Annotated in this window: 17 protein-coding genes and 1 tRNA gene; 12 read left to right on the forward strand and 6 right to left on the reverse strand. The window is 63.3% G+C overall.

From position 1 onward, the window contains the following. Positions 1-39 precede the first annotated feature (39 nt). From OM960_RS01715 to OM960_RS01740, 6 genes are all read left to right on the forward strand, one after another. Complete coding sequence (locus OM960_RS01715; RefSeq protein ID WP_264770865.1) at positions 40-1,071, forward strand: cysteine synthase A; 1,032 nt, start codon at positions 40-42, stop codon at positions 1,069-1,071. After that, a complete protein-coding gene (locus OM960_RS01720) occupies positions 1,071-3,515 on the forward strand; it encodes a DUF3772 domain-containing protein (RefSeq protein ID WP_264770866.1) in 2,445 nt (814 codons plus the stop codon). The genes OM960_RS01715 and OM960_RS01720 overlap by 1 nt, the downstream gene beginning before the upstream one ends. Next, complete coding sequence (locus OM960_RS01725; RefSeq protein WP_264770867.1) at positions 3,512-4,234, forward strand: alanyl-tRNA editing protein; 723 nt, start codon at positions 3,512-3,514, stop codon at positions 4,232-4,234. The genes OM960_RS01720 and OM960_RS01725 overlap by 4 nt, the downstream gene beginning before the upstream one ends. A 220-nt stretch (positions 4,235-4,454) precedes the next feature. Next, entirely contained in the window at positions 4,455-6,392 is a 1,938-nt protein-coding gene (locus OM960_RS01730) for a potassium transporter Kup (protein ID WP_264770868.1), read from the forward strand. Positions 6,393-6,448: 56 nt separating this feature from the next. After that, positions 6,449-6,538: transfer RNA gene (locus OM960_RS01735), tRNA-Ser, on the forward strand. Positions 6,539-6,887: 349 nt separating this feature from the next. After that, complete coding sequence (locus tag OM960_RS01740; RefSeq protein ID WP_264770869.1) at positions 6,888-7,724, forward strand: protein NO VEIN domain-containing protein; 837 nt, start codon at positions 6,888-6,890, stop codon at positions 7,722-7,724. Positions 7,725-8,078: 354 nt separating this feature from the next. Here OM960_RS01740 and OM960_RS01745 read toward each other — a convergent pair whose 3' ends face one another. From OM960_RS01745 to OM960_RS01770, 6 genes are all read right to left on the reverse strand, one after another. Next, positions 8,079-9,134, reverse strand: a complete 1,056-nt coding sequence (locus OM960_RS01745; protein WP_147304509.1) for a hypothetical protein — start codon at positions 9,132-9,134, stop codon at positions 8,079-8,081. 230 nt (positions 9,135-9,364) lie between these two features. After that, a complete protein-coding gene (locus OM960_RS01750; RefSeq protein ID WP_264770870.1) occupies positions 9,365-9,757 on the reverse strand; it encodes a hypothetical protein in 393 nt (130 codons plus the stop codon). Next, on the reverse strand, positions 9,754-11,085 hold the full coding sequence (locus OM960_RS01755) for a recombinase family protein (protein WP_264770871.1): 1,332 nt from the start codon (positions 11,083-11,085) through the stop codon (positions 9,754-9,756). Before OM960_RS01755 ends, OM960_RS01750 begins: the two co-directional genes overlap by 4 nt. Positions 11,086-11,087: 2 nt before the next feature. Next, entirely contained in the window at positions 11,088-11,624 is a 537-nt protein-coding gene (locus OM960_RS01760) for a DUF2924 domain-containing protein (protein ID WP_264770872.1), read from the reverse strand. A 359-nt stretch (positions 11,625-11,983) separates the two neighbouring features. Beyond that, entirely contained in the window at positions 11,984-12,904 is a 921-nt protein-coding gene (locus OM960_RS01765; protein ID WP_264770873.1) for an ImmA/IrrE family metallo-endopeptidase, read from the reverse strand. Further along, positions 12,901-13,221 carry a helix-turn-helix domain-containing protein gene (locus tag OM960_RS01770; protein WP_264770874.1) on the reverse strand — a complete coding sequence of 107 codons (321 nt, stop codon included), beginning with the start codon at positions 13,219-13,221 and terminating at the stop codon, positions 12,901-12,903. Before OM960_RS01770 ends, OM960_RS01765 begins: the two co-directional genes overlap by 4 nt. 161 nt (positions 13,222-13,382) lie before the next feature. On the opposite strand from OM960_RS01770, the gene OM960_RS01775 reads away from it, so the two are divergent. The 6 genes from OM960_RS01775 (at position 13,383) to OM960_RS01800 (ending at position 17,663) form a co-directional block, all read left to right on the forward strand. Then, a complete protein-coding gene (locus OM960_RS01775) occupies positions 13,383-14,609 on the forward strand; it encodes a hypothetical protein (RefSeq protein ID WP_264770875.1) in 1,227 nt (408 codons plus the stop codon). After that, on the forward strand, positions 14,602-15,531 hold the full coding sequence (locus OM960_RS01780; protein WP_264770876.1) for a hypothetical protein: 930 nt from the start codon (positions 14,602-14,604) through the stop codon (positions 15,529-15,531). Before OM960_RS01775 ends, OM960_RS01780 begins: the two co-directional genes overlap by 8 nt. Positions 15,532-15,690: 159 nt before the next feature. After that, the gene (locus tag OM960_RS01785) at positions 15,691-15,900 is read left to right on the forward strand and encodes a helix-turn-helix transcriptional regulator (RefSeq protein ID WP_264770877.1); all 210 of its coding nucleotides are present in this window, start codon (positions 15,691-15,693) and stop codon (positions 15,898-15,900) included. Positions 15,901-15,911: 11 nt separating this feature from the next. Next, positions 15,912-16,397 (forward strand): hypothetical protein, encoded by a 486-nt coding sequence (locus tag OM960_RS01790; RefSeq protein ID WP_264770878.1) that lies wholly within the window; start codon positions 15,912-15,914, stop codon positions 16,395-16,397. Then, entirely contained in the window at positions 16,397-17,143 is a 747-nt protein-coding gene (locus tag OM960_RS01795) for an ATP-binding protein (protein ID WP_264770879.1), read from the forward strand. Before OM960_RS01790 ends, OM960_RS01795 begins: the two co-directional genes overlap by 1 nt. A gap of 19 nt (positions 17,144-17,162) precedes the next feature. Continuing rightward, positions 17,163-17,663, forward strand: a complete 501-nt coding sequence (locus OM960_RS01800) for a DUF669 domain-containing protein (protein ID WP_164612602.1) — start codon at positions 17,163-17,165, stop codon at positions 17,661-17,663. The last annotated feature ends 54 nt before the right edge of the window (positions 17,664-17,717 follow it).

Genomic DNA, 17,717 nt, shown 5'->3' on the forward strand with positions numbered 1-17,717 from the left:
CCCGGCCTAGGTATGGGGCACGCGACAGGAGGTTTGGCCATGCGTGTTTACAGCGATCTCGCCGCTGCGGTGGGCAACACCCCCCTGATCCGGCTCCGCAAGGTAAGCGAACTGACGGGGTGCGAGATCCTCGGCAAGGCGGAGTTCCTCAATCCCGGCCAGTCGGTGAAGGACCGCGCCGCGCTCTACATCATCCGCGACGCGGTGGCGAAGGGGCTCCTGAAGCCCGGCGGCACGATCGTCGAGGGCACCGCCGGCAACACCGGGATCGGGCTCGCGCTGGTCGGTGCCTCAATGGGATTCCGCACCGTCATCGTGATCCCCGAGACCCAGAGCCAGGAGAAGAAGGACATGATCCGGCTCGCGGGTGCCGAACTGGTCCAGGTTCCGGCCGCGCCGTATAAGAACCCCAACAACTATGTGCGCTATTCGGGCCGGCTTGCCGCGAAGCTTGCCGAGACCGAGCCGAACGGCGCGATCTGGGCCAACCAGTTCGACAACGTCGCCAACCGCCAGGCCCATGTCGAAACGACCGGGCCGGAGATCTGGGAGCAGACCGGCGGCCGGATCGACGGCTTCGTCTCGGCGGTCGGTTCGGGCGGCACGCTCGCCGGGGTGGCGATGGCGCTGCAGCCGAAGGGCGTGAAGATCGCGCTCGCCGATCCTGACGGCGCGGCGCTGCACAGCTATTACACGACCGGAGAACTGAAGGCCGAGGGCTCCTCGATCACCGAGGGGATCGGGCAGGGGCGGATCACCGCCAACCTTGAGGGCTTCCGCCCCGACATGTCCTTCAACATCCCCGATTCCGAGGCGCTGCCGATCGTCTTCGACCTGCTCGAAGAGGAAGGGCTCTGCATGGGCGGCTCGACCGGGATCAACGTTGCCGGCGCGATCCGCATGGCCCGCGAAATGGGGCCGGGTCACACCATCGTCACGCCGCTTTGCGACTATGGCCAGCGGTACCAGTCGAAGCTCTTCAATCCCGATTTCCTGCGGGCGAAGGGGCTGCCGGTGCCTCACTGGCTCGACAAGGCGGCGCGCGCGCTGCCGAGCGTGTTCGAAGACTGATGCGCTGGTTCCGGCTCCTCCTGCTGGCGCTGGTTCTCGGCGCGGCGCCTGCGGCCGTACTCACGCTGCTTCCCGTGGCGGCCGCGGCGCAACAGGCGGTCGAAGAGCCCGATTACGATGACTGGGAGACCGACGCGAAACTCGCGGAAGCGGCCCTGGCCGCGAAGGCGGCGAGCAATCAGGCTTTCGAGATTTTGCGCGAGAAGCTCGTCGGCTGGCGGGCGAAGTTTTCCGCCGCTCAAAGCGCCAATGCCGCCCAGATCGACACGGTGAAGGACCAGATCGCTGCGCTTGGCCCGGCGCCGAGTGAGGAAAAGCCGGACGCGCCCGAGATTGCCACCCGTCGCAAGGCGCTGAACGACCAGCTCTCGCAGCTGCAGGCGCCGGGGCTGGAGGCAGAGGAGGCGCGCAGTCGTGCCGACGGCCTGATCCGCCAGATCGACGCGGTGATCCGCGCCCGGCAGGCCTCGGAGCTTCTGCGGCTGTCACCAACGCCGGTCAATCCGGGCAACTGGCCGGCCGGGTTCGCGGTGCTGACCGAAGGGCTCAAGACGCTTTTGTCGGAGACCCGCGAGGCTTGGCAGAACCCGGTGCGGCGGACCGAACTGCAGAACAACCTGCCGGTGATCCTGTTGTACCTCGCGATCGCCGGCGTCCTCATGCTGCGCGGGCCGCAGTTCATGGAGCGGCTGGTCACGCGGATTGCAACCGGCGATTCGATCCGCCGGCGCAATATCGCTGCGGCGATCCTGTCGCTCGGCCAGGTGGTGGTTCCGGTCGGCGGCATGGTGCTGCTCGTGCTCGCGATCGAGAACACCAGTATGACCGGAACGCGCAGCGGGGCGCTGGTCGGCGCGTTGCCCCGGGCGGCTTTCCTCTTCTTCACGACCCGCTGGATCGGAAGCTGGCTCTTTCGCGTCGAGGGAGGTGCGTTTCTGACGGAACGCCCGCTGGAGGCGCGGTTCCATGTGAACATGATCGCGCTGATGCTGGCGCTGGAGGCGTTGCGCACCGCGTTCATCACCGAGGTTCGACCGCCCTTGTCGATGGCCGCGCAGGCGGTCTGGGCGGCGCCGTTCGTCTGTATCGTCGCGGTGTTCCTGTTCCGGCTCGGCCAGCTCATCCGCCCGCGATCAGGCATGATTGCGGTGACCGACGGCGGAGTGGAATTCCGCAAGCGGATCCTGCGCCTCGTCGGCACGGCGGTGATCGTCGTGTCGGTGCTGGCGCCGGCGCTGGCGCTCATCGGCTATGTCGCGGCGGCAAACGCGCTAATCTGGCCGACGGCCAAATCGCTCGGCCTTATGGGCCTGATCCTTCTGCTGCAACGCTTCGTATCCGACGTCTATCTCGTTGTCACCGGCCGTGGCGAGGAGGGGCGCGAGGCGCTGTTCCCGGTCCTCACCGGATTTGCGTTGACGCTGCTGGCGCTGCCGGTCTTCGCGCTGATCTGGGGGGCGCGGGTCGCGGACCTGTCCGAAGCCTGGACCCGGTTCAGCCAGGGCATCACGATGGGAGGAATCCGGCTGTCGCCGACGGTCATGATCACCTTCCTGCTGATCTTCCTGATCGGCTTCATGATCACGCGGATGACGCAGGCGGCGCTCAAGGCGGCGGTGCTGCCGCGCACCCGGCTCGACAAGGGCGTGCAGAACGCGCTCATCTCCGGGATCGGCTATGTCGGGATCTTCCTCGCCGCGCTGGTCGCGATCACCGGCGCCGGCATCGACCTGTCGTCGCTTGCCATCGTTGCCGGTGCGCTCTCGGTCGGTATCGGCTTTGGCCTGCAGAACATCGTCTCGAATTTCGTCGCGGGCATCATCCTGCTGATCGAGCGGCCGATCTCGGAAGGCGACATGATCGACGTCAACGGGCAGTTCGGCACCGTGAAGGGGATCTCTGTTCGCTCCACCTGGATCGAGACTTTCGACCGGACCGACGTGATCGTGCCGAACGCCGATCTCGTTTCGGGCGTGGTGACGAACCTCACGCGTGGCAACCTCACCGGGCGGCTGATCGTTCCGGTCGGCGTCGCCTATGGCAGCGACACCCGCAGGGTGCAGGCGATCCTGTTGGAGATAGCAGAAGCGCAGCCGCTGGTGATGGTCGATCCCGCGCCCTCGGTGCAGTTCGTGGCGCTCGGCGCGGATAGTTTGAACTTCGAGATCCGGGCAATCCTGTCGGACGTGAACTACAAGCTCGACGTGCAGACCGAGATCCTGCACGAGGTCACCGAACGCTTCGCTGCAGAGGGGATCGAGATTCCCTTCGCGCAGCGCGACCTCTGGATCCGCAATCCCGAGGCGCTCGTCGGGAGCCAGTCGGTGCCCCGACGGAGCGGACCGAAGCAGGCTGAGGCGAAGCCGTCATCACAAGGTCCGGCCGACAGCTTTCTCGTTCACAACGATCCTGATGGTGATGGCGGCGACGGTGACGACCTATGACTTCGCACCTTCTCTTTCGTGACGATCCTTATCTGCGCAAGGCACCGGCCCGCGTCACGGGTCTGACCCCCGAGGGCGGGATCGTGGTCGACGCGAGCCTCTTCTATCCGACCGGCGGCGGTCAGCCGGGGGACGCGGGATGGCTCGACTGGGACGGCGGAGAGGTCGCCATATCCACCGCGATCAAGGGGGAGGGCGGTGCCGTGGTCCTCGTCCCCGAAACGCCGGGGGCGCTGCCGCCGGCAGGTGCGTCGGTGCTGCAACGGCTCGACTGGGAGCGTCGTTACCGGCACATGCGGGTGCATACCGGGTTGCATCTTCTGTCGGTCGTGATCCCGCTGCCGGTGACCGGCGGCCAGGTCGGCGATCGGAAGGGCCGGCTCGACTTCGACATGCCGGAGCCACCCGAAGACGTGGCGGCACTGGAAGAGCAACTGAACGCGCTGGTGGCCCGCGATCTGAAGGTGGGCGAGGACTGGATCACCGACGCTGAACTTGCCGCCAATCCGGGTCTCGTCAAGACCATGTCCGTCGCGCCGCCGGTGGGGCAGGGGCGGGTCAGGCTGATCCGGATCGGAGCGGGCGCCGACCAGGTGGACCTGCAACCCTGCGGCGGCACCCATGTCGGACGCACGGGCGAGATCGGGCACGTGACGATTGGCAAGCTCGAGAAGAAGGGCCGGCAGAATCGACGTGTCAGCGTCTTCCTGTCGGATTGAACGCCGCCGCCAAGGCCGCTTGACGAATTTCTGCAACGCGGCATACTCCGCCGACGGGTATATCGCATCGAGTCGTTCTGCCTGACGTGACCGGTCTTCCCACAGAGCGTCTCCTGCCTGACGCGATTATTCGGAGCCCCGCGGTGCCCTGGCACCCAACCTGTCCGAACAGCTGCTTGGCGATGTCCGGTAACGGCATGCCGGCGGAGCAAAACAGCAAATGCCCCAGTCCGTACTTGCCCCGATCACCGGGGCCAGCGCCCATGCGGCGCCGCGCGACGTCGTGAGCGATGGACATCACGAGCCCAGCAGGAGCCTGGCCACCCTGACGCTCGGCGCGATCGGCGTCGTCTATGGCGACATCGGCACCTCGCCGCTCTACGCGCTGCGCGAGGTATTGCGGCCGGTGGCTCAGGACGGGCTAGTGCGATCCGAGGTCATCGGCGTGATCTCGCTCCTGATCTGGGCGCTGATCATCATCGTCACGGTCAAGTACGTCCTGATCCTGCTGCGCGCGGATAACCAGGGCGAGGGCGGCATTCTCGCGCTCTACACGCTCGCACGGCTGGCGATCGGACGGCGCTCGATTTCCGTCCTCGTGCTCGGCATTCTCGGTGCGGCCCTCTTCTTCGGCGACGCGGTGATCACGCCCGCGATCTCGGTGCTGTCGGCCGTCGAGGAGATCGGCCTTGTCGCTCCACATTTCCAATCCTTCGTTCTGCCGGTCACGATCGGTATCCTGATCGCGCTCTTTGGGATCCAGAGCTACGGTACCGGCGCAATCGCCTTTGCCTTCGGCCCGATCACCGTGGTCTGGTTTCTGACGATGGGCATCACCGGGGCGCTGCAGCTCGCGGCCGAACCCGGCGTCCTCGCGGCTTTCGATCCCCGCTTTGCCATCAGCTTCCTGATCGAGCACCGTCTGCTCGCCTTCGTGGTGCTGGGCGCGATCTTCCTGGCCGTGACCGGGGCCGAGGCGCTTTACGCCGATCTCGGCCATTTCGGACGCCGGCCGATCATGCTCGCTTGGTTCGCGCTTGTGTTCCCGGCGCTGGTTCTCAACTACCTCGGTCAGGGGGCGCTGGTCCTGCGCGACCCTTCCGCACTTGCGAACCCGTTCTTCCACCTGGTGCCGCCCGCTCTCCTGCCTGCGCTCGTCGCACTTGCCACCGCCGCGACCGTCATCGCCGCCCAGGCGGTGATCACCGGCGCGTTCTCCATGGCGCGCGCCGCCATCCAGCTTGGCCTGCTGCCGCGCCTGACGATCCGGCACACGTCGGAATCGCAAAGCGGGCAGATCTATCTGCCCGCCGTCAACGCGCTCCTGCTGATCGGGGTGCTGTCGTTCGTGTTCGGCTTCGGCACGTCCGAGGCGCTCGCTTCGGCCTATGGCATCGCGGTCACCGGCGCGATGCTGGTGGACACCGTGCTGGCCGTGGTCTTTGCAAGTCGCGGATGGCGTATCCCGCTTTTCGTTTCGATCCTCGTGGCGGTCCCGTTCCTGGTGCTGGAGACGGCGTTTTTCGGGTCCAACCTGCTCAAGATATTTGATGGCGGTTACGTGCCCGTCCTGATCGCATCTGGTCTCGGCCTCGTGATGGCAAGCTGGTGGCGCGGTACGCAACTGTCCCTCGCGCTGAGCCAGAAACAGAAGGTGGATCTTGAGAGCTTTGCCACGTCGATGCTCACGAGTTCGGCCCAGGTCGTGCCAGGGGTGGCAATGTTCTTCACCTCGAACGCGAGCTCGGTCCCGCCGGCACTCCTGCACAATCTCAAACACAACCGGGTCATGCATGCGCGTAACATCATCGTGACCGTCGAGACGGCGCGGGTGCCGCATGTCGGCGACGAGGAACGCGCGGAGTACCAGGAAATCAACGAACGCTTCGCCCGGCTAAGGCTTCGCTTCGGCTTCATGGAGACGCCGAACGTGACCCGCGCGCTCGGCCAGGCCCGCCGCGAAGGATTGAAGTTCGTCGTCATGGAGACCTCGTTCTTCCTCGGCCGCCGCAAGGTGGTTCTAGGCGCCCGTGCCGGGGTATTGCGCCTGCTTGACAGGATCTACATCGCCCTCACGCGTGTCGCCGCGGATCCGTCAGATTTCTATCGCCTCCCGCGGGACCGGGTGGTCGAACTCGGCGCGCGGATGACCGTATAGTTTTCGCCGACGGCCCCTTGCACAACGCCATGCGCCGCGTATAAACAGCGCCGAACGGAGAGGTGGCCGAGTGGTCGAAGGCGCACGCCTGGAAAGTGTGTAGGCGGGGAACCGTCTCGAGGGTTCGAATCCCTCTCTCTCCGCCATTTGCACAGTGCAAACCCGAAAACAGGTCCCTCGCGGGGCCTTTTTCTTTATGTGCCAAAGGGGTTTGCAGGAACCGTCCGCCTTTCGGAGACGGCCCAGCCGCGCGAGATCGGTCTCCGAACGCCCAGCGTCTCTTTCTACCCGCCTTTCGCTCTCGGCGAGACGGATTCAAAATCCCCATATCTTTCAGTGAACTGATCAGGTCGCGCTGCACCCGTATTTCGCTGGTTCCGGCTTGTCTCAAAACAGATGAAGGCGCGACACGGGCGGCGTGGTCGTTGGTATGTCTTGGGAGTTTTGCGCGAAGTCTGTGATGACAAACGCAGTTTGCGCCCCTAGCCTGGCGCGATGTCGAACGGGGCCTGGACTGATCAAGAAAACGACCTGATCGTCGCGGATTACTTCGCGATGCTGGCCGACGACGTCTGTGGTCGCTCTTACAACAAGGCTGAGCACCGGCGCCGACTTCTGCCGCTGTTGAACGGACGCTCCGAGGGATCGGTCGAGTTCAAGCACCAGAACATCAGCGCCGTGCTGAAGGGGCTGGGTGAGGACTGGATCCCGGGCTACAAGCCTGCCTTCAATTTTCAGATGACGCTGGTGGACGCTGTGGCGCGTTGGCTGGCGCTGAACTCGGTGTGGCTCGGCCGCCATTCGGGTGCCGGAGCGCCGACAGGCCTCGCGGAGGCGCGGCCGATCTGGATCGGGCCGCCGCCTACGCTGTCGAACCAGCCGCCGCCGCAGGAGCTGGAGCAGATGCTGCACATCGCCCGCAAATTCGATGTCGCGGCGAGAGACGAACGAAACCGCGCCCTCGGCCGTGCCGGTGAGGAACGCGTGCTGGCGCACGAACGGGCCGCCCTGAAATCAGCGGGCCGCGACGATCTTGCGCGCAAGGTCCGGTGGGTGTCGGAGGAGGATGGCGATGGTGCCGGCTACGATATCGCGAGTTTCGCGCCGGACGGCCGTCCGCGCCTGATCGAGGTGAAGACGACGAATGGCTGGGAGCGCACGCCTTTTCATATCAGCCGCAACGAGCTGGCTGTGGCCGAGGAGCGGCGCTCGCAATGGTCCCTGTTCCGGCTCTGGAACTTCGCGCGCGAACCGAAGGCGTTCGAATTGCATCCGCCGCTGGACGCGCATGTCTCGCTGACCGCGACGTCCTTTCAGGCGAGTTTTCATTGAAGCACACAGCGGATGATCGAGACATCAGGGATTGGCCAGTGCATCGATAGCCGCGCATCGACACAAACTTCTAAATGTGACCGGCGTCGTTTATAATTTTCTCATAGTTCTCGTGACTTAACGTGCATTCGACCAGCTGCTGAAACTGCGCCTTTGTAAGTTTGCACTGTCGCGCCATCTGAGCCACAAGCGGCGACCCTAACGTCTTATATTTTGAGCCAAAAGATGTCTTGGTATTTACAATCGTCTTCTTCCCGTTCTTATCAAAGAATTGATAGTACGAGTGATCGGTATTGTTCTTCTGGAAGCCCTTGCGCAGAAGTGCCGATTCAACGTCATCTCTCTGCATGGCAACTACTCACTGTCCATTGAAAATCGCGCTCGTAAATTATTTGCAAGCTCAATAGCCTTAGGTGACAGCGCATCGTCATTCTCTTGGGCGTACTCAAGCCAAAGCATCCGAAGCGCTTCGTCGATTTCGTCTTCAAGTGCAGGCCTTGTTTCTGCACAAACCAAAATCTCGAAATCACTCGAGGATGAAAGCATGCCGCTATCCTCATCGAGCTCGATCTCGAAGTTTAGTGGAGGAACGACCGAGATGACGCTTCCAGCGACTTCAAACTGCTTGATCGCAATCGGAGAGAGGTCGAGTTCGGTGACGTCGTCAACGTCAGAAATCAGCGTTGGATCATTCTTTTCATTATACTGAATGTTCCCATGAATCTGGATTAGGCCCCTGGCATTCTCCAGCAGCGTCGGCTCGAAATCATCCTGGTAAACGGCTTGGACCGTATTTCCACTCAATAGTTTGAGAGATAGTGACCTTTGGACAAAATCCATCTTCACGAGCGTCCCGGTCAGGTAACCGGGGGTTTCTCCAAACTCATGAACCTTACCCGATGATTCAATTCGTTCGATCTTATCAAGCGCGTTCTTCCCGCCGAAAAGCCGATTGTGCCTGTAGTCCTCAATGGAAAGCACCAGCCCCGATCTCTTAGGCGGCTGAGCAGCCTTGTATCGTTTCAGGATCGCAGACCGATAGATGTGGTCAGGGACGATTTGGCTAACCTTCGCGGAATCCTCTGCCTCAATCGCCTCGCTGAGAACCCTGAATTTATGCGCGACTGATTTTATTTCGTCTTCGTTAAAAAAATCGTCGGAAGGATCGCCAATCTCCTGCGGCAGCGCATATCCACCGTTCTCGGGGACTTGGCAGATTATCGCGAAAGTCTTTTCAATCTCCCGTGAAACCCTTGCGCGCTGCTTCATAACGTTTCCACGTTCTTGCTTTGCCAAGAGATAAACGATTTGCTGAATGTTTTCCAAGGCGCGCACCATAACCTGTGCTGGTACGGTGTGCCCTATTGTCTTTGGGCCTTCAAAATGCAGGCGAATGTTTCTATCGTCCATAGCAGACAGCCCAAAGTATAGAAGATCACAGCTCCCTCGGACGGATTTCCGTTTGGAAGCGTGTTACGCGTTTACGTCAAGATTTCGCAGGAAGCAAACGCCGCGCACGCGGCTCCCTTGATTGTTCATCATTTGTGTCCTCAAGGCAATCCAGTTGCGACTTGTCCTCCAGCAGCAGTCACCAGCTCAGAACGAGGTTGTTCACGGCATTGAGAAGACTGCGCTGGGTGCTACGCACCATGACAAAACGCCCGCTCAGCCTGCTCCTGCCATGTCTCCCCGGCCAGAAAACACAGGTCGTAAAGACTGACCGCCGATGCTTCGCGGCCGCACGTCAGGCGTTTGAGCACCTCCGGCGCCAGGTAGGCGAGGCGCAGTTGGCGGCTGACATGGCGCTCGGCGAGACCGACGGCCTCGGCCAGTTCCTGGATCGTGGCGAACTCGCCTGCCTCCATGCGCCGCCGCCAGCCCCATGCCCGGCCGATGGCGCGCAGGATGTGGGGGTCCTGCGTCTGATCCTCACTCGGGCTGTAATCGGCGGGCGGCATGATCTTGGGCCGCCCGTTCTTCTTGCGCAGCTTCAGGGGGATCAGCACGCGGATCGTGTCATTGCTACGGGTCATTCGGCGGCCTCCATGTCGCGCGGAGCGATCATTTCGCGGATGACACCGGCGACGCCTTCGCGGCGGATGTCGACCTCGAGCCCGGCGGCGGTGACGGTGACGCGCCGCACCAGAAGCTGGATGATCCGCGCCTGTTCGAGCGGGAACAGCTGCGCCCAGAGCGTGTCGAAATCATGCAGCGCCGCGATGGCCTCGGCCTCGGATACCTGATCGCGCTTCAGCGCCGCCAGCACCTGCGTGACTACCTCGGGCGTTTGCAGAATGCGCCGCACCTCGGTGACGATGGCGTCCTCGACCATGCCCGCAGGCAGGCGGACTGGTGCTTGATCGCTACCGCTGTCGTCCTCCGGCGTGCGGTTCTTGATCACGTCCATCGACACGTAATAGCGGTAGAGCTTGCCGCGTTTCTTGGTCGCGGTCGGGGTCATGGCCGCGCCGGTGTCGGTGAAGATCAGGCCCTTCAGCGGCGCAGGCGTCTGCATGCGGCTGTTGCTGGACCGGGCGTGGCGGTTGCCCTGCAGGATCGCGTCGACCTGATCCCAGAGCTTGTCGGCGACGATGGCCTCGTGCTCGCCCGGATAGGCCTTGCCCTTGTGGACGGCCTCGCCGCGATAGACGCGGTTCCGGAGCACCCGATAAAGGTAGCCCTTGTCGATCAGCGTGCCCTGCTTGCTGCGAAACCCCTCCCGCCGCAGCTCCTTCGCCAGAATCGTGGCCGAGCCAAGTTCGGCGAACCGCTCGTAAATCCGGCGCACCGAGGCGGCCTCAGCCTCGTTGATCACCAGCTTGCGGTCCAGCACATCGTAGCCAAGCGGCACATAGCCCCCCATCCAGATTCCCCGCTTGCGCGAGGCGGCGACCTTGTCGCGGATGCGTTCGCCGATGACCTCGCGTTCGAACTGGGCAAAGCTGAGCAGGATGTTCAGCGTCAGCCGCCCCATCGAGGTGGTCGTGTTGAAGGACTGCGTGACCGAGACGAAGGTCACGCCGTTGCGGTCGAACACCTCGACCAGCTTCGAGAAATCCATCAGGGCGCGGCTGAGCCGGTCGATCTTGTAGACCACGACCACGTCGATCAGCCCATCGTCGATGTCGGCCAGCAGCTGTTTCAGCCCCGGCCGGTCCAGATTGCCGCCAGAGAAACCACCGTCGTCATAGCGGTCGCGGGTGGCAACCCAGCCTTCGGACTTCTGGCTGGCGATATAGGCCTCGCAGGCCTCCCGCTGAGCGTCGAGGCTGTTGAATTCCATGTCGAGCCCTTCCTCGCTCGACTTGCGGGTGTAGATGGCGCAGCGCAGGCGGCGGCCGGGGCGCGTGTTCATGTCCATGGTCAAACCTCCCGCGGTCGGACCTGCAGCCCGAAGAAGCGATATCCGTTCCAGCGCACGCCGGTGATTTCACGGGCAATCCCCGAGAGCGATTTGTACTTGCGGCCCTGCCACTCAAAACCGTCCTTCAACACGGTGATGGTGTGCTCGACCCCGTTCCATTCCCGGATCAGCCGGGTGCCTGCCACCGGATTGCGGGGATCCGCGATCTGGTTCTTGCGGCGGGAGACGCCCTCGACCTCGTCGGCAAGCAGGTCCAGCATGCGGCGGGTCTCGTGATCAGGGCCGCCATAGGTGAGTTCCTGCAGGCGATAGGCGATGCGGGCCTCGAGAAAGGCGCGGCTGTTGTTCGGCGCGGCGCTGCCGAGGAGCCGTTCCCATTCGGTCTTCAGCTCTTTCACCGACATGGCCTTGAGCGTGGCGATGCGCGACAGGACACTTTGGTCCAGGCGCGCGTCCTGCCCGGGCTTGGGCGGCGTTATCTTACTGTGATGCTTCATCAATTCCTCCGATGCGGATGCGTTTCCTGCGACGACCACCGCTCTTTCGGAGCGGGTAGTCCACGGAACTGTCTCCGTCGGCGGGCAATAAAGAACTGGACTTCCCGGCATTCAGGCGAACGACGCCCGCGGCGAGAATGCGGCCCAACTCGGCAAGCCGGGCATCAGGGGACATGCGTTCAGGGCATAGAGGATTGGGCCCGGAAACCGGGTCTTCGGGAGGAATGTACATGGCGGGTTTTCGCGACTGTTGTGATAGGCAAAATGTGTCGCGAAATCATAAAAATATCAAGCAAATCAGTTTATTACGGCCTCATGCGGTCGCTGCGCACCGTGGCGAAAATCTGCGTAGCTGATATGTCCCTGCGCTCTCCTCTCGGTCGAACGGCCGTGGCGAATCAACCTGTCCGGCCGTCCATGAACTTGTCGAAGCTGTCGAGGACCGGCTCTTCCTCCAGATCGGCCATTTCCCATCGCGATGGGGCGCGGTCGGGGTAGAGCAGAAGCGAGATCGTCATCTGCTCATTGCTGGGCGAGAACACCGTCATCTCGTGGACCGGTTCAGAGCCGAGCCAGATGCCAGCGGGATGGTGGCAGCCGTAGCGCCCTTCATCCCCGTCCACCTCTTGCGCGGCAAGCGAGGCGGGCGGCAATTCGATCACCTCTTGCCGTGCCCTGTAGAACACCTTGGACTTCAACAGCGGTTCGCTGGACCAGGCCCAATCGATGAAGCCTTCCTTGCCGACCACTATCATCGCGCGCTTGTCGGTGATGGTCATCCATTTCAGGATCGCGGCGGTCAGCGATACGGCATAGCGATCCGCGAGCTCGGTCATCACGTCGATATCGATGATCCGGCCTTTGATCTGCTCGCGGAAATCGTCGAGGGGCATCAGCAGGTAGGAGGCGAATGTGTTCGCCTCCGCCTCGATCCTGTTCCGGGCCTCATCCCAGTCGGCCATGTTGCGGCTGGTGCATTCCAGCCCACGCGGGTTGGCCTGCCGGTGCAGGAGGTAGTGCCCTAGCTCATGCGCCAGCGTGAAGTTGCGCCGCCCCGGCGACCGGATGGTCTCGTTGTAGACAATGCCCCACTCGCCGGAGCCGCTGGGATGCGGCATCAGCATGCCTTCGACGCCCTTGGAGAGTTTCAGCCCTTGCACCATCGTGATTGGCGCGTCCGGAAACACCTGTCGCGAGAAATCCTGCGCCAGCGCGGCCACATCGATGGGGAACCGCGGAAGTCCATGCGTTCCTTGGACCATCGACAGGATCTGTGTCAGGCGGATAGCCCACCCCTTCGGCGTCGTCGGCAGGCTCAATCCTTCTTCCCCCACATGTCGATCATCTGGTTGATTTTCTGTTGGTCTTCGGGGTCGAGCTTGCTGAACTTGCGGAAGAAGGCCTCTTTCAGAACCTGGTCGCTGGGCTCCTCGCTGTCATCGAGCAGGTAGTCGGTCGTGACCTCCAGAGCCTGGGCGATGCGGGTCAGCTTCTCGCCCGACGGTTTTCGCGTATCGCGGTTCTCGAGTTCCCAGAGATAGCTCTTGCTGGAGTCGGTCAGCTCGGCGAGCCTGTCGAGGGAATATCCCTTTTCCTGACGGTGGCGCTTGATCTTCGCGCCGAGGGACGTGGTCATCGTATCATCCTTGGTTTCCTTGGTTGCAGGACGTTTGTTCGCTATGCCGAACAAAATTGTGCCGCGCAAGTAGACGTGGCGATTTGTTCGGTATATATCGAACAACATCGTATCGCATTTTCGCGATTCTGTCCTCCTCCCCGGCTAAAGAAAGGGCTCTCATGACCGCCATCGCCGCGTTCCTCCGCAAGACCCCCGTGATCCGTCTGCAGGATTACTTCACTGCTGGCGGGTTCACCTCGCTTGCGCCCATCGATTGGCCGAAGCCCGAGCCCGAGGTGGTAGAGTCGCTGATCAAGGCCGTCGACGCCATGTCCGATGACGAAAAGCAGCGCGTCGTTCTCGATGCGGCCCGCGTGGCGGCGCTGGCGGATGAGCCCGGCCAGAACGCGTTGCAGAACGTCGTCGTGAACCGCGCGGTCTTCGATACGCTCGAGGGGGCCAACAACCGCTCGCTCTGGGTTTTTCTAAACGAGAACGACCGGTTCCGCCTGGCCGAAGAGGTGCGCTACAATGACGAGCGCCGCCGGGGGCGGTCGTGGAGCGGGTTCGGCGTCGATCCCGATCTCGCGGTGAAGAAGGACCCGGTTTCGCTCGCCGCGTTTACGGCCGCGATCCGCGAACGGTTCGAAACGCCCAACGTCCATGTCGACATCTTCGACCGCCACCGGGTGATCCTCGAGGGCGAGGAATGCGAATTGGTCCAGGTCGCGGTCTACCGGGAGGGGCGTCCCGAGGACACGCTGGGATTCGACGCCAACAGCACCCTGTCGCGTCGGATCGTGAAGCCGGTCTTCGAGGCGGCGCTGACCTATGAGGCTGCGACCGGCGTGATCGAGGTTGTGGCCAAGACGCGCGAGGACCGGATCGATCTGACCCGGTACATGGCGCGCGACCTGCTGGGCATCACCCTTGATGAAGAGCAGTCGCTGCCGCTGCGCGAATACGATCTCAGCATGCTGCTGCGGCCGTTCGACTTCCCGACTGACCCGGCCGACGGGATTGCCGGCGTGACCGTCAAGGAACTGCGCCTGATGGATCTGGGCGATGCGAAGGAACGCATCACGCTGGAATCCATGTCGGGTGCCGACCGGACGATCTGGCAGATGGCGGAACACCGGATCGGCCTCGACATCGGTGGCGGCGCGCGTGTCTTGGGTGGCACCGGCGACGTGGCGGAATGGGTGGTCACCCGTGCGCGCTTTACCATCAAGTTCCACCCGGGCCCCGAAGGCGGGCGGGGTAAATCGCTGTCGATGACCGTTACCATGCCGCATGGCTGCAACCTGAAGGACATGACCCCGCAAGAGCGCTTGATCGGCGAGAAGTATCTGCGGCTCTGGGGCATCCTGAAGGACGACAACGACGAAGGCGACGTCCTTGAGTAAGCGTGCGATCGACCTTCTGCTGCGGGCCATGGAAGCCCGCAGCATGACGCTCCAGACATCGGCGCTGCACCAGGTTTCCCGCAGCGCGACCGACGCGTTGATCGCGGCCAAGCTGCTGGTGCCGAGCGGGCATGTGCCGATCGTTGCCGGGATGGACGACTATGAGGATGAACCGCTCGAGGCCACCTGGTCGGCCGAGCTGAAATCATTCGGCTATCACGACAGCACCGGCCGCTGGATCAAGGTCGCCAATAAGGAGATCGCGGCGTGCAAGGTCGACTACGGTCTGGCCCTTGCCAAGATGCTGGTGGCGTTCGAGCGTGCCGGGCCCTCACGCCCGACGTCCTTGGTCACGGATCTCGTCTGGGAGGTTGGAACCATCAAGCTCGCCGGAGCGAAGGCCCCGGTGCCCGTCTGGTTTGCCCGGCGGCTTGGCGATCCGGGGATCTGGACGCAGCTCGAGGCTCTGATCGCGCGCAAGCCGCCGCAGGAAATCCGCATCATCCTGACCTCCACGCCCGGCGAGCGTATCCCGACGACCGCCCAGAAACGCAACCACATCATCAACGTGGCGGATGTTGCGGGTGATCCGGCGAAGCTCGCGATCTCGCCACAGGTCATCGGGGCTCGGGTGTTCCCCGGACAAGTGCAGCGTCGTTTCCCGATCGATCATTCCGACGACTACGGCATCGTCTGGCTGCGCGGCGAAGCCCTCACCTTCAAGAGCCCCAAGCAGCGTCGCTTGTTGAACGTGTTGTTCGATGCATACGAAACAGGTTCTGCAACATGCCTGACTGAAGCCGTGTTGTATGAAGCGGGCTACAAGGACGGCACGAATTCATTCTCCAAGGTGTTCAGCGGTCGCGACGACTGGCGCTCGTTCATCAAATACGCCGACGGAAACTGTTGGATCGAGCCCTGATCCGGTCAGACACCGCCATGTCGAAGGCCGTCCGTCAGGGCGGCCTTTTGCTTTTGTGGCTTTCCTACCTGCTTCCCTACCGGTGCCCTCCCTAAGCCCTCCCACGCCCTCCGCCATGTTGAACCCGCAAGTGTTCGCAGAAATCCCAAGGAGGTTCACATGGGGACCAGGCACCTTTCCCAGATCGAGCTGGCGGCTCGCTGGAACATTTCGCACCGCACGCTGGAGCGCTGGCGGTGGACGGGCGAAGGCCCGAAATTCATCAAGCTCGGCGGCCGGGTGATCTACCGGCTCGAGGATGTCGAGGCCTTCGAGGCCGAACAGATCCGCGGCGTGGATCACGAACCCCATCGTCCGATGTCGGCGTGAGGGGGCGGAACATGACGATCTCCAACCACATCACCCTGGCCGATATCCACCGCATGCCGGTGGGCCAGATCGCGGCGCTGCCCGCCGATCAGCTCGCGCTGCTGAAAGGCGCGGCGGACGAGCAGCTGACGCAGGCGAAGTCGGTCGCGGACTGGCTCGACGGCGCCATCTCCCTCAAATACGCGGACCGCGCCCAGGACACCCGCCAGGAGGCGGGCAAGGACACCGGCACGATCCGGTTCGCGGATGACGGCGTCACTGTGATCGCCGAACTGCCCAAGCGCATCGACTGGGATCAGGCGTTGCTGGCGCAGATCGCCGAGAACATCGCCTCGGCGGGTGAGGACCCGGCGGAATTCATCGAGACCAAGCTGTCGGTGTCCGAGCGCAAATACGGCGCTTTGCCGGAAAGCTGGCGCAAGGGCTTCGAGCCCGCGCGCAAGGTCCGCACCGGCAAGCCGAAGTTCCGCCTCGTGCTGAACGAGGAGGTGCGCTGATGGCCATTTCGCTCGCGTCCCTGCGCACGACCTCGGTGCTGACCCCGCCGCGCATCCTGATCCACGGCGTGGCCGGGGTGGGCAAATCCACCTTTGCGGCCGATGCAGACCGGCCCGTCTTCCTCATGACCGAGGATGGGCTGGGCAAGCTGCAGGTCCCGCATTTTCCGCTGGCGACCAGCTTTGCGGAGGTGGCCGAGGCGCTTGATGCGCTCTCGAACGAGGACCATGATTTCGGCACGGTCGTCGTTGACAGCGTCGACTGGCTGGAGCCGCTGATCTGGGCCGAGGCCTGCAAGCGTAACGGCTGGGCCTCGATCGAGGCGCCGGGGTTCGGGAAAGGCTATGCCGAGGCGCTGACGATCTGGCGCGAATATCTCGACCGGCTCAACGCGCTGCGCGACCGCAAAGGCATGGTGGTCATCCAGATCGCCCATACCGACATCAAGCGTTTCGACAGCCCCGAGCACGAGCCCTACGACCGCTATGTGATCAAGCTGCAGACTCGCGCCTCGGCGCTGCTGCAGGAGCATTCCGACGTGGTGCTCTTCGCCAACTATCAAATCTCGGTCGCGAAATCCGATGTCGGCTTCAACAAGAAGGTGACCCGGGCGCTCGGGTCCGGTGCGCGCGTCATGCACACCGAAGAGCGCCCCGCCTTCCTCGCCAAGAACCGTTACGGCCTGCCGGACACCCTGCCGCTGATGTGGTCGGAGTTCCTCGCGGCCATGCCCCAATCCCAATGAACTGAACAAGGACAAGACCATGGCACGTTTCGACACGTCCTTCGACGCCACCAGCGTCGAGCCCACCACCGCCTACGAGCTGCTGCCCGCAGGCAAATACCGCGCCCAGATCGTCGAGAGCGAGATGCGCGTCACCAAGAACGGCATGGGCCAGTTCCTCTGGCTGATGCTCGACATCCTCGAGGGCGAGCACAAGGGGCGGAAGATCTTCGACCAGCTCAACCTGGTGAACCCGAACCCGACCACGGTGGAGATCGCGCAGCGCACGCTCTCGGCGATCTGCCACGCCACGGGCCGGATGCATGTCAGCGACAGCGAAGAGCTGCACCTGATCCCGATGACGATCCAGGTGAAGATCCGCCCGCCGAAGAACGGCTACGGCGAGAGCAACGCGATTGCCTATCTGCCGCCCGAGCGGGGTTCGGCCCCGGCCGCCCGCCCGGCGAAGCCCGCGCCCGATCCGGCCGGCTCTTCGGTGCCGCCGAAAATGGCCTCCGCGCCCTGGAACAAGAAGGGCTGAGCACCCGCGCTGCCCTGCGCCCTGACTGACGGGGCAGCGCGCAACCCCATCTGA

The sequence above is a fragment of the Defluviimonas salinarum genome (assembly GCF_026013545.1).
In the GTDB taxonomy this organism is placed as follows: Bacteria; Pseudomonadota; Alphaproteobacteria; order Rhodobacterales; family Rhodobacteraceae; genus Albidovulum; species Albidovulum salinarum.

Bases quoted from the DNA above. Each gene is read 5' to 3' on its own strand.
- OM960_RS01715 (WP_264770865.1), top strand. From the start codon at position 40: ATGCGTGTTTACAGCGATCTCGCCGCTGCGGTGGGCAACACCCCCCTG.
- OM960_RS01720 (WP_264770866.1), top strand. From the start codon at position 1,071: ATGCGCTGGTTCCGGCTCCTCCTGCTGGCGCTGGTTCTCGGCGCGGCG.
- OM960_RS01725 (WP_264770867.1), top strand. From the start codon at position 3,512: ATGACTTCGCACCTTCTCTTTCGTGACGATCCTTATCTGCGCAAGGCA.
- OM960_RS01730 (WP_264770868.1), top strand. From the start codon at position 4,455: ATGCCCCAGTCCGTACTTGCCCCGATCACCGGGGCCAGCGCCCATGCG.
- OM960_RS01740 (WP_264770869.1), top strand. From the start codon at position 6,888: ATGTCGAACGGGGCCTGGACTGATCAAGAAAACGACCTGATCGTCGCG.
- OM960_RS01745 (WP_147304509.1), bottom strand. From the start codon at position 9,134: ATGGACGATAGAAACATTCGCCTGCATTTTGAAGGCCCAAAGACAATA.
- OM960_RS01750 (WP_264770870.1), bottom strand. From the start codon at position 9,757: ATGACCCGTAGCAATGACACGATCCGCGTGCTGATCCCCCTGAAGCTG.
- OM960_RS01755 (WP_264770871.1), bottom strand. From the start codon at position 11,085: ATGGACATGAACACGCGCCCCGGCCGCCGCCTGCGCTGCGCCATCTAC.
- OM960_RS01770 (WP_264770874.1), bottom strand. From the start codon at position 13,221: ATGACCACGTCCCTCGGCGCGAAGATCAAGCGCCACCGTCAGGAAAAG.
- OM960_RS01775 (WP_264770875.1), top strand. From the start codon at position 13,383: ATGACCGCCATCGCCGCGTTCCTCCGCAAGACCCCCGTGATCCGTCTG.
- OM960_RS01785 (WP_264770877.1), top strand. From the start codon at position 15,691: ATGGGGACCAGGCACCTTTCCCAGATCGAGCTGGCGGCTCGCTGGAAC.
- OM960_RS01790 (WP_264770878.1), top strand. From the start codon at position 15,912: ATGACGATCTCCAACCACATCACCCTGGCCGATATCCACCGCATGCCG.
- OM960_RS01795 (WP_264770879.1), top strand. From the start codon at position 16,397: ATGGCCATTTCGCTCGCGTCCCTGCGCACGACCTCGGTGCTGACCCCG.
- OM960_RS01800 (WP_164612602.1), top strand. From the start codon at position 17,163: ATGGCACGTTTCGACACGTCCTTCGACGCCACCAGCGTCGAGCCCACC.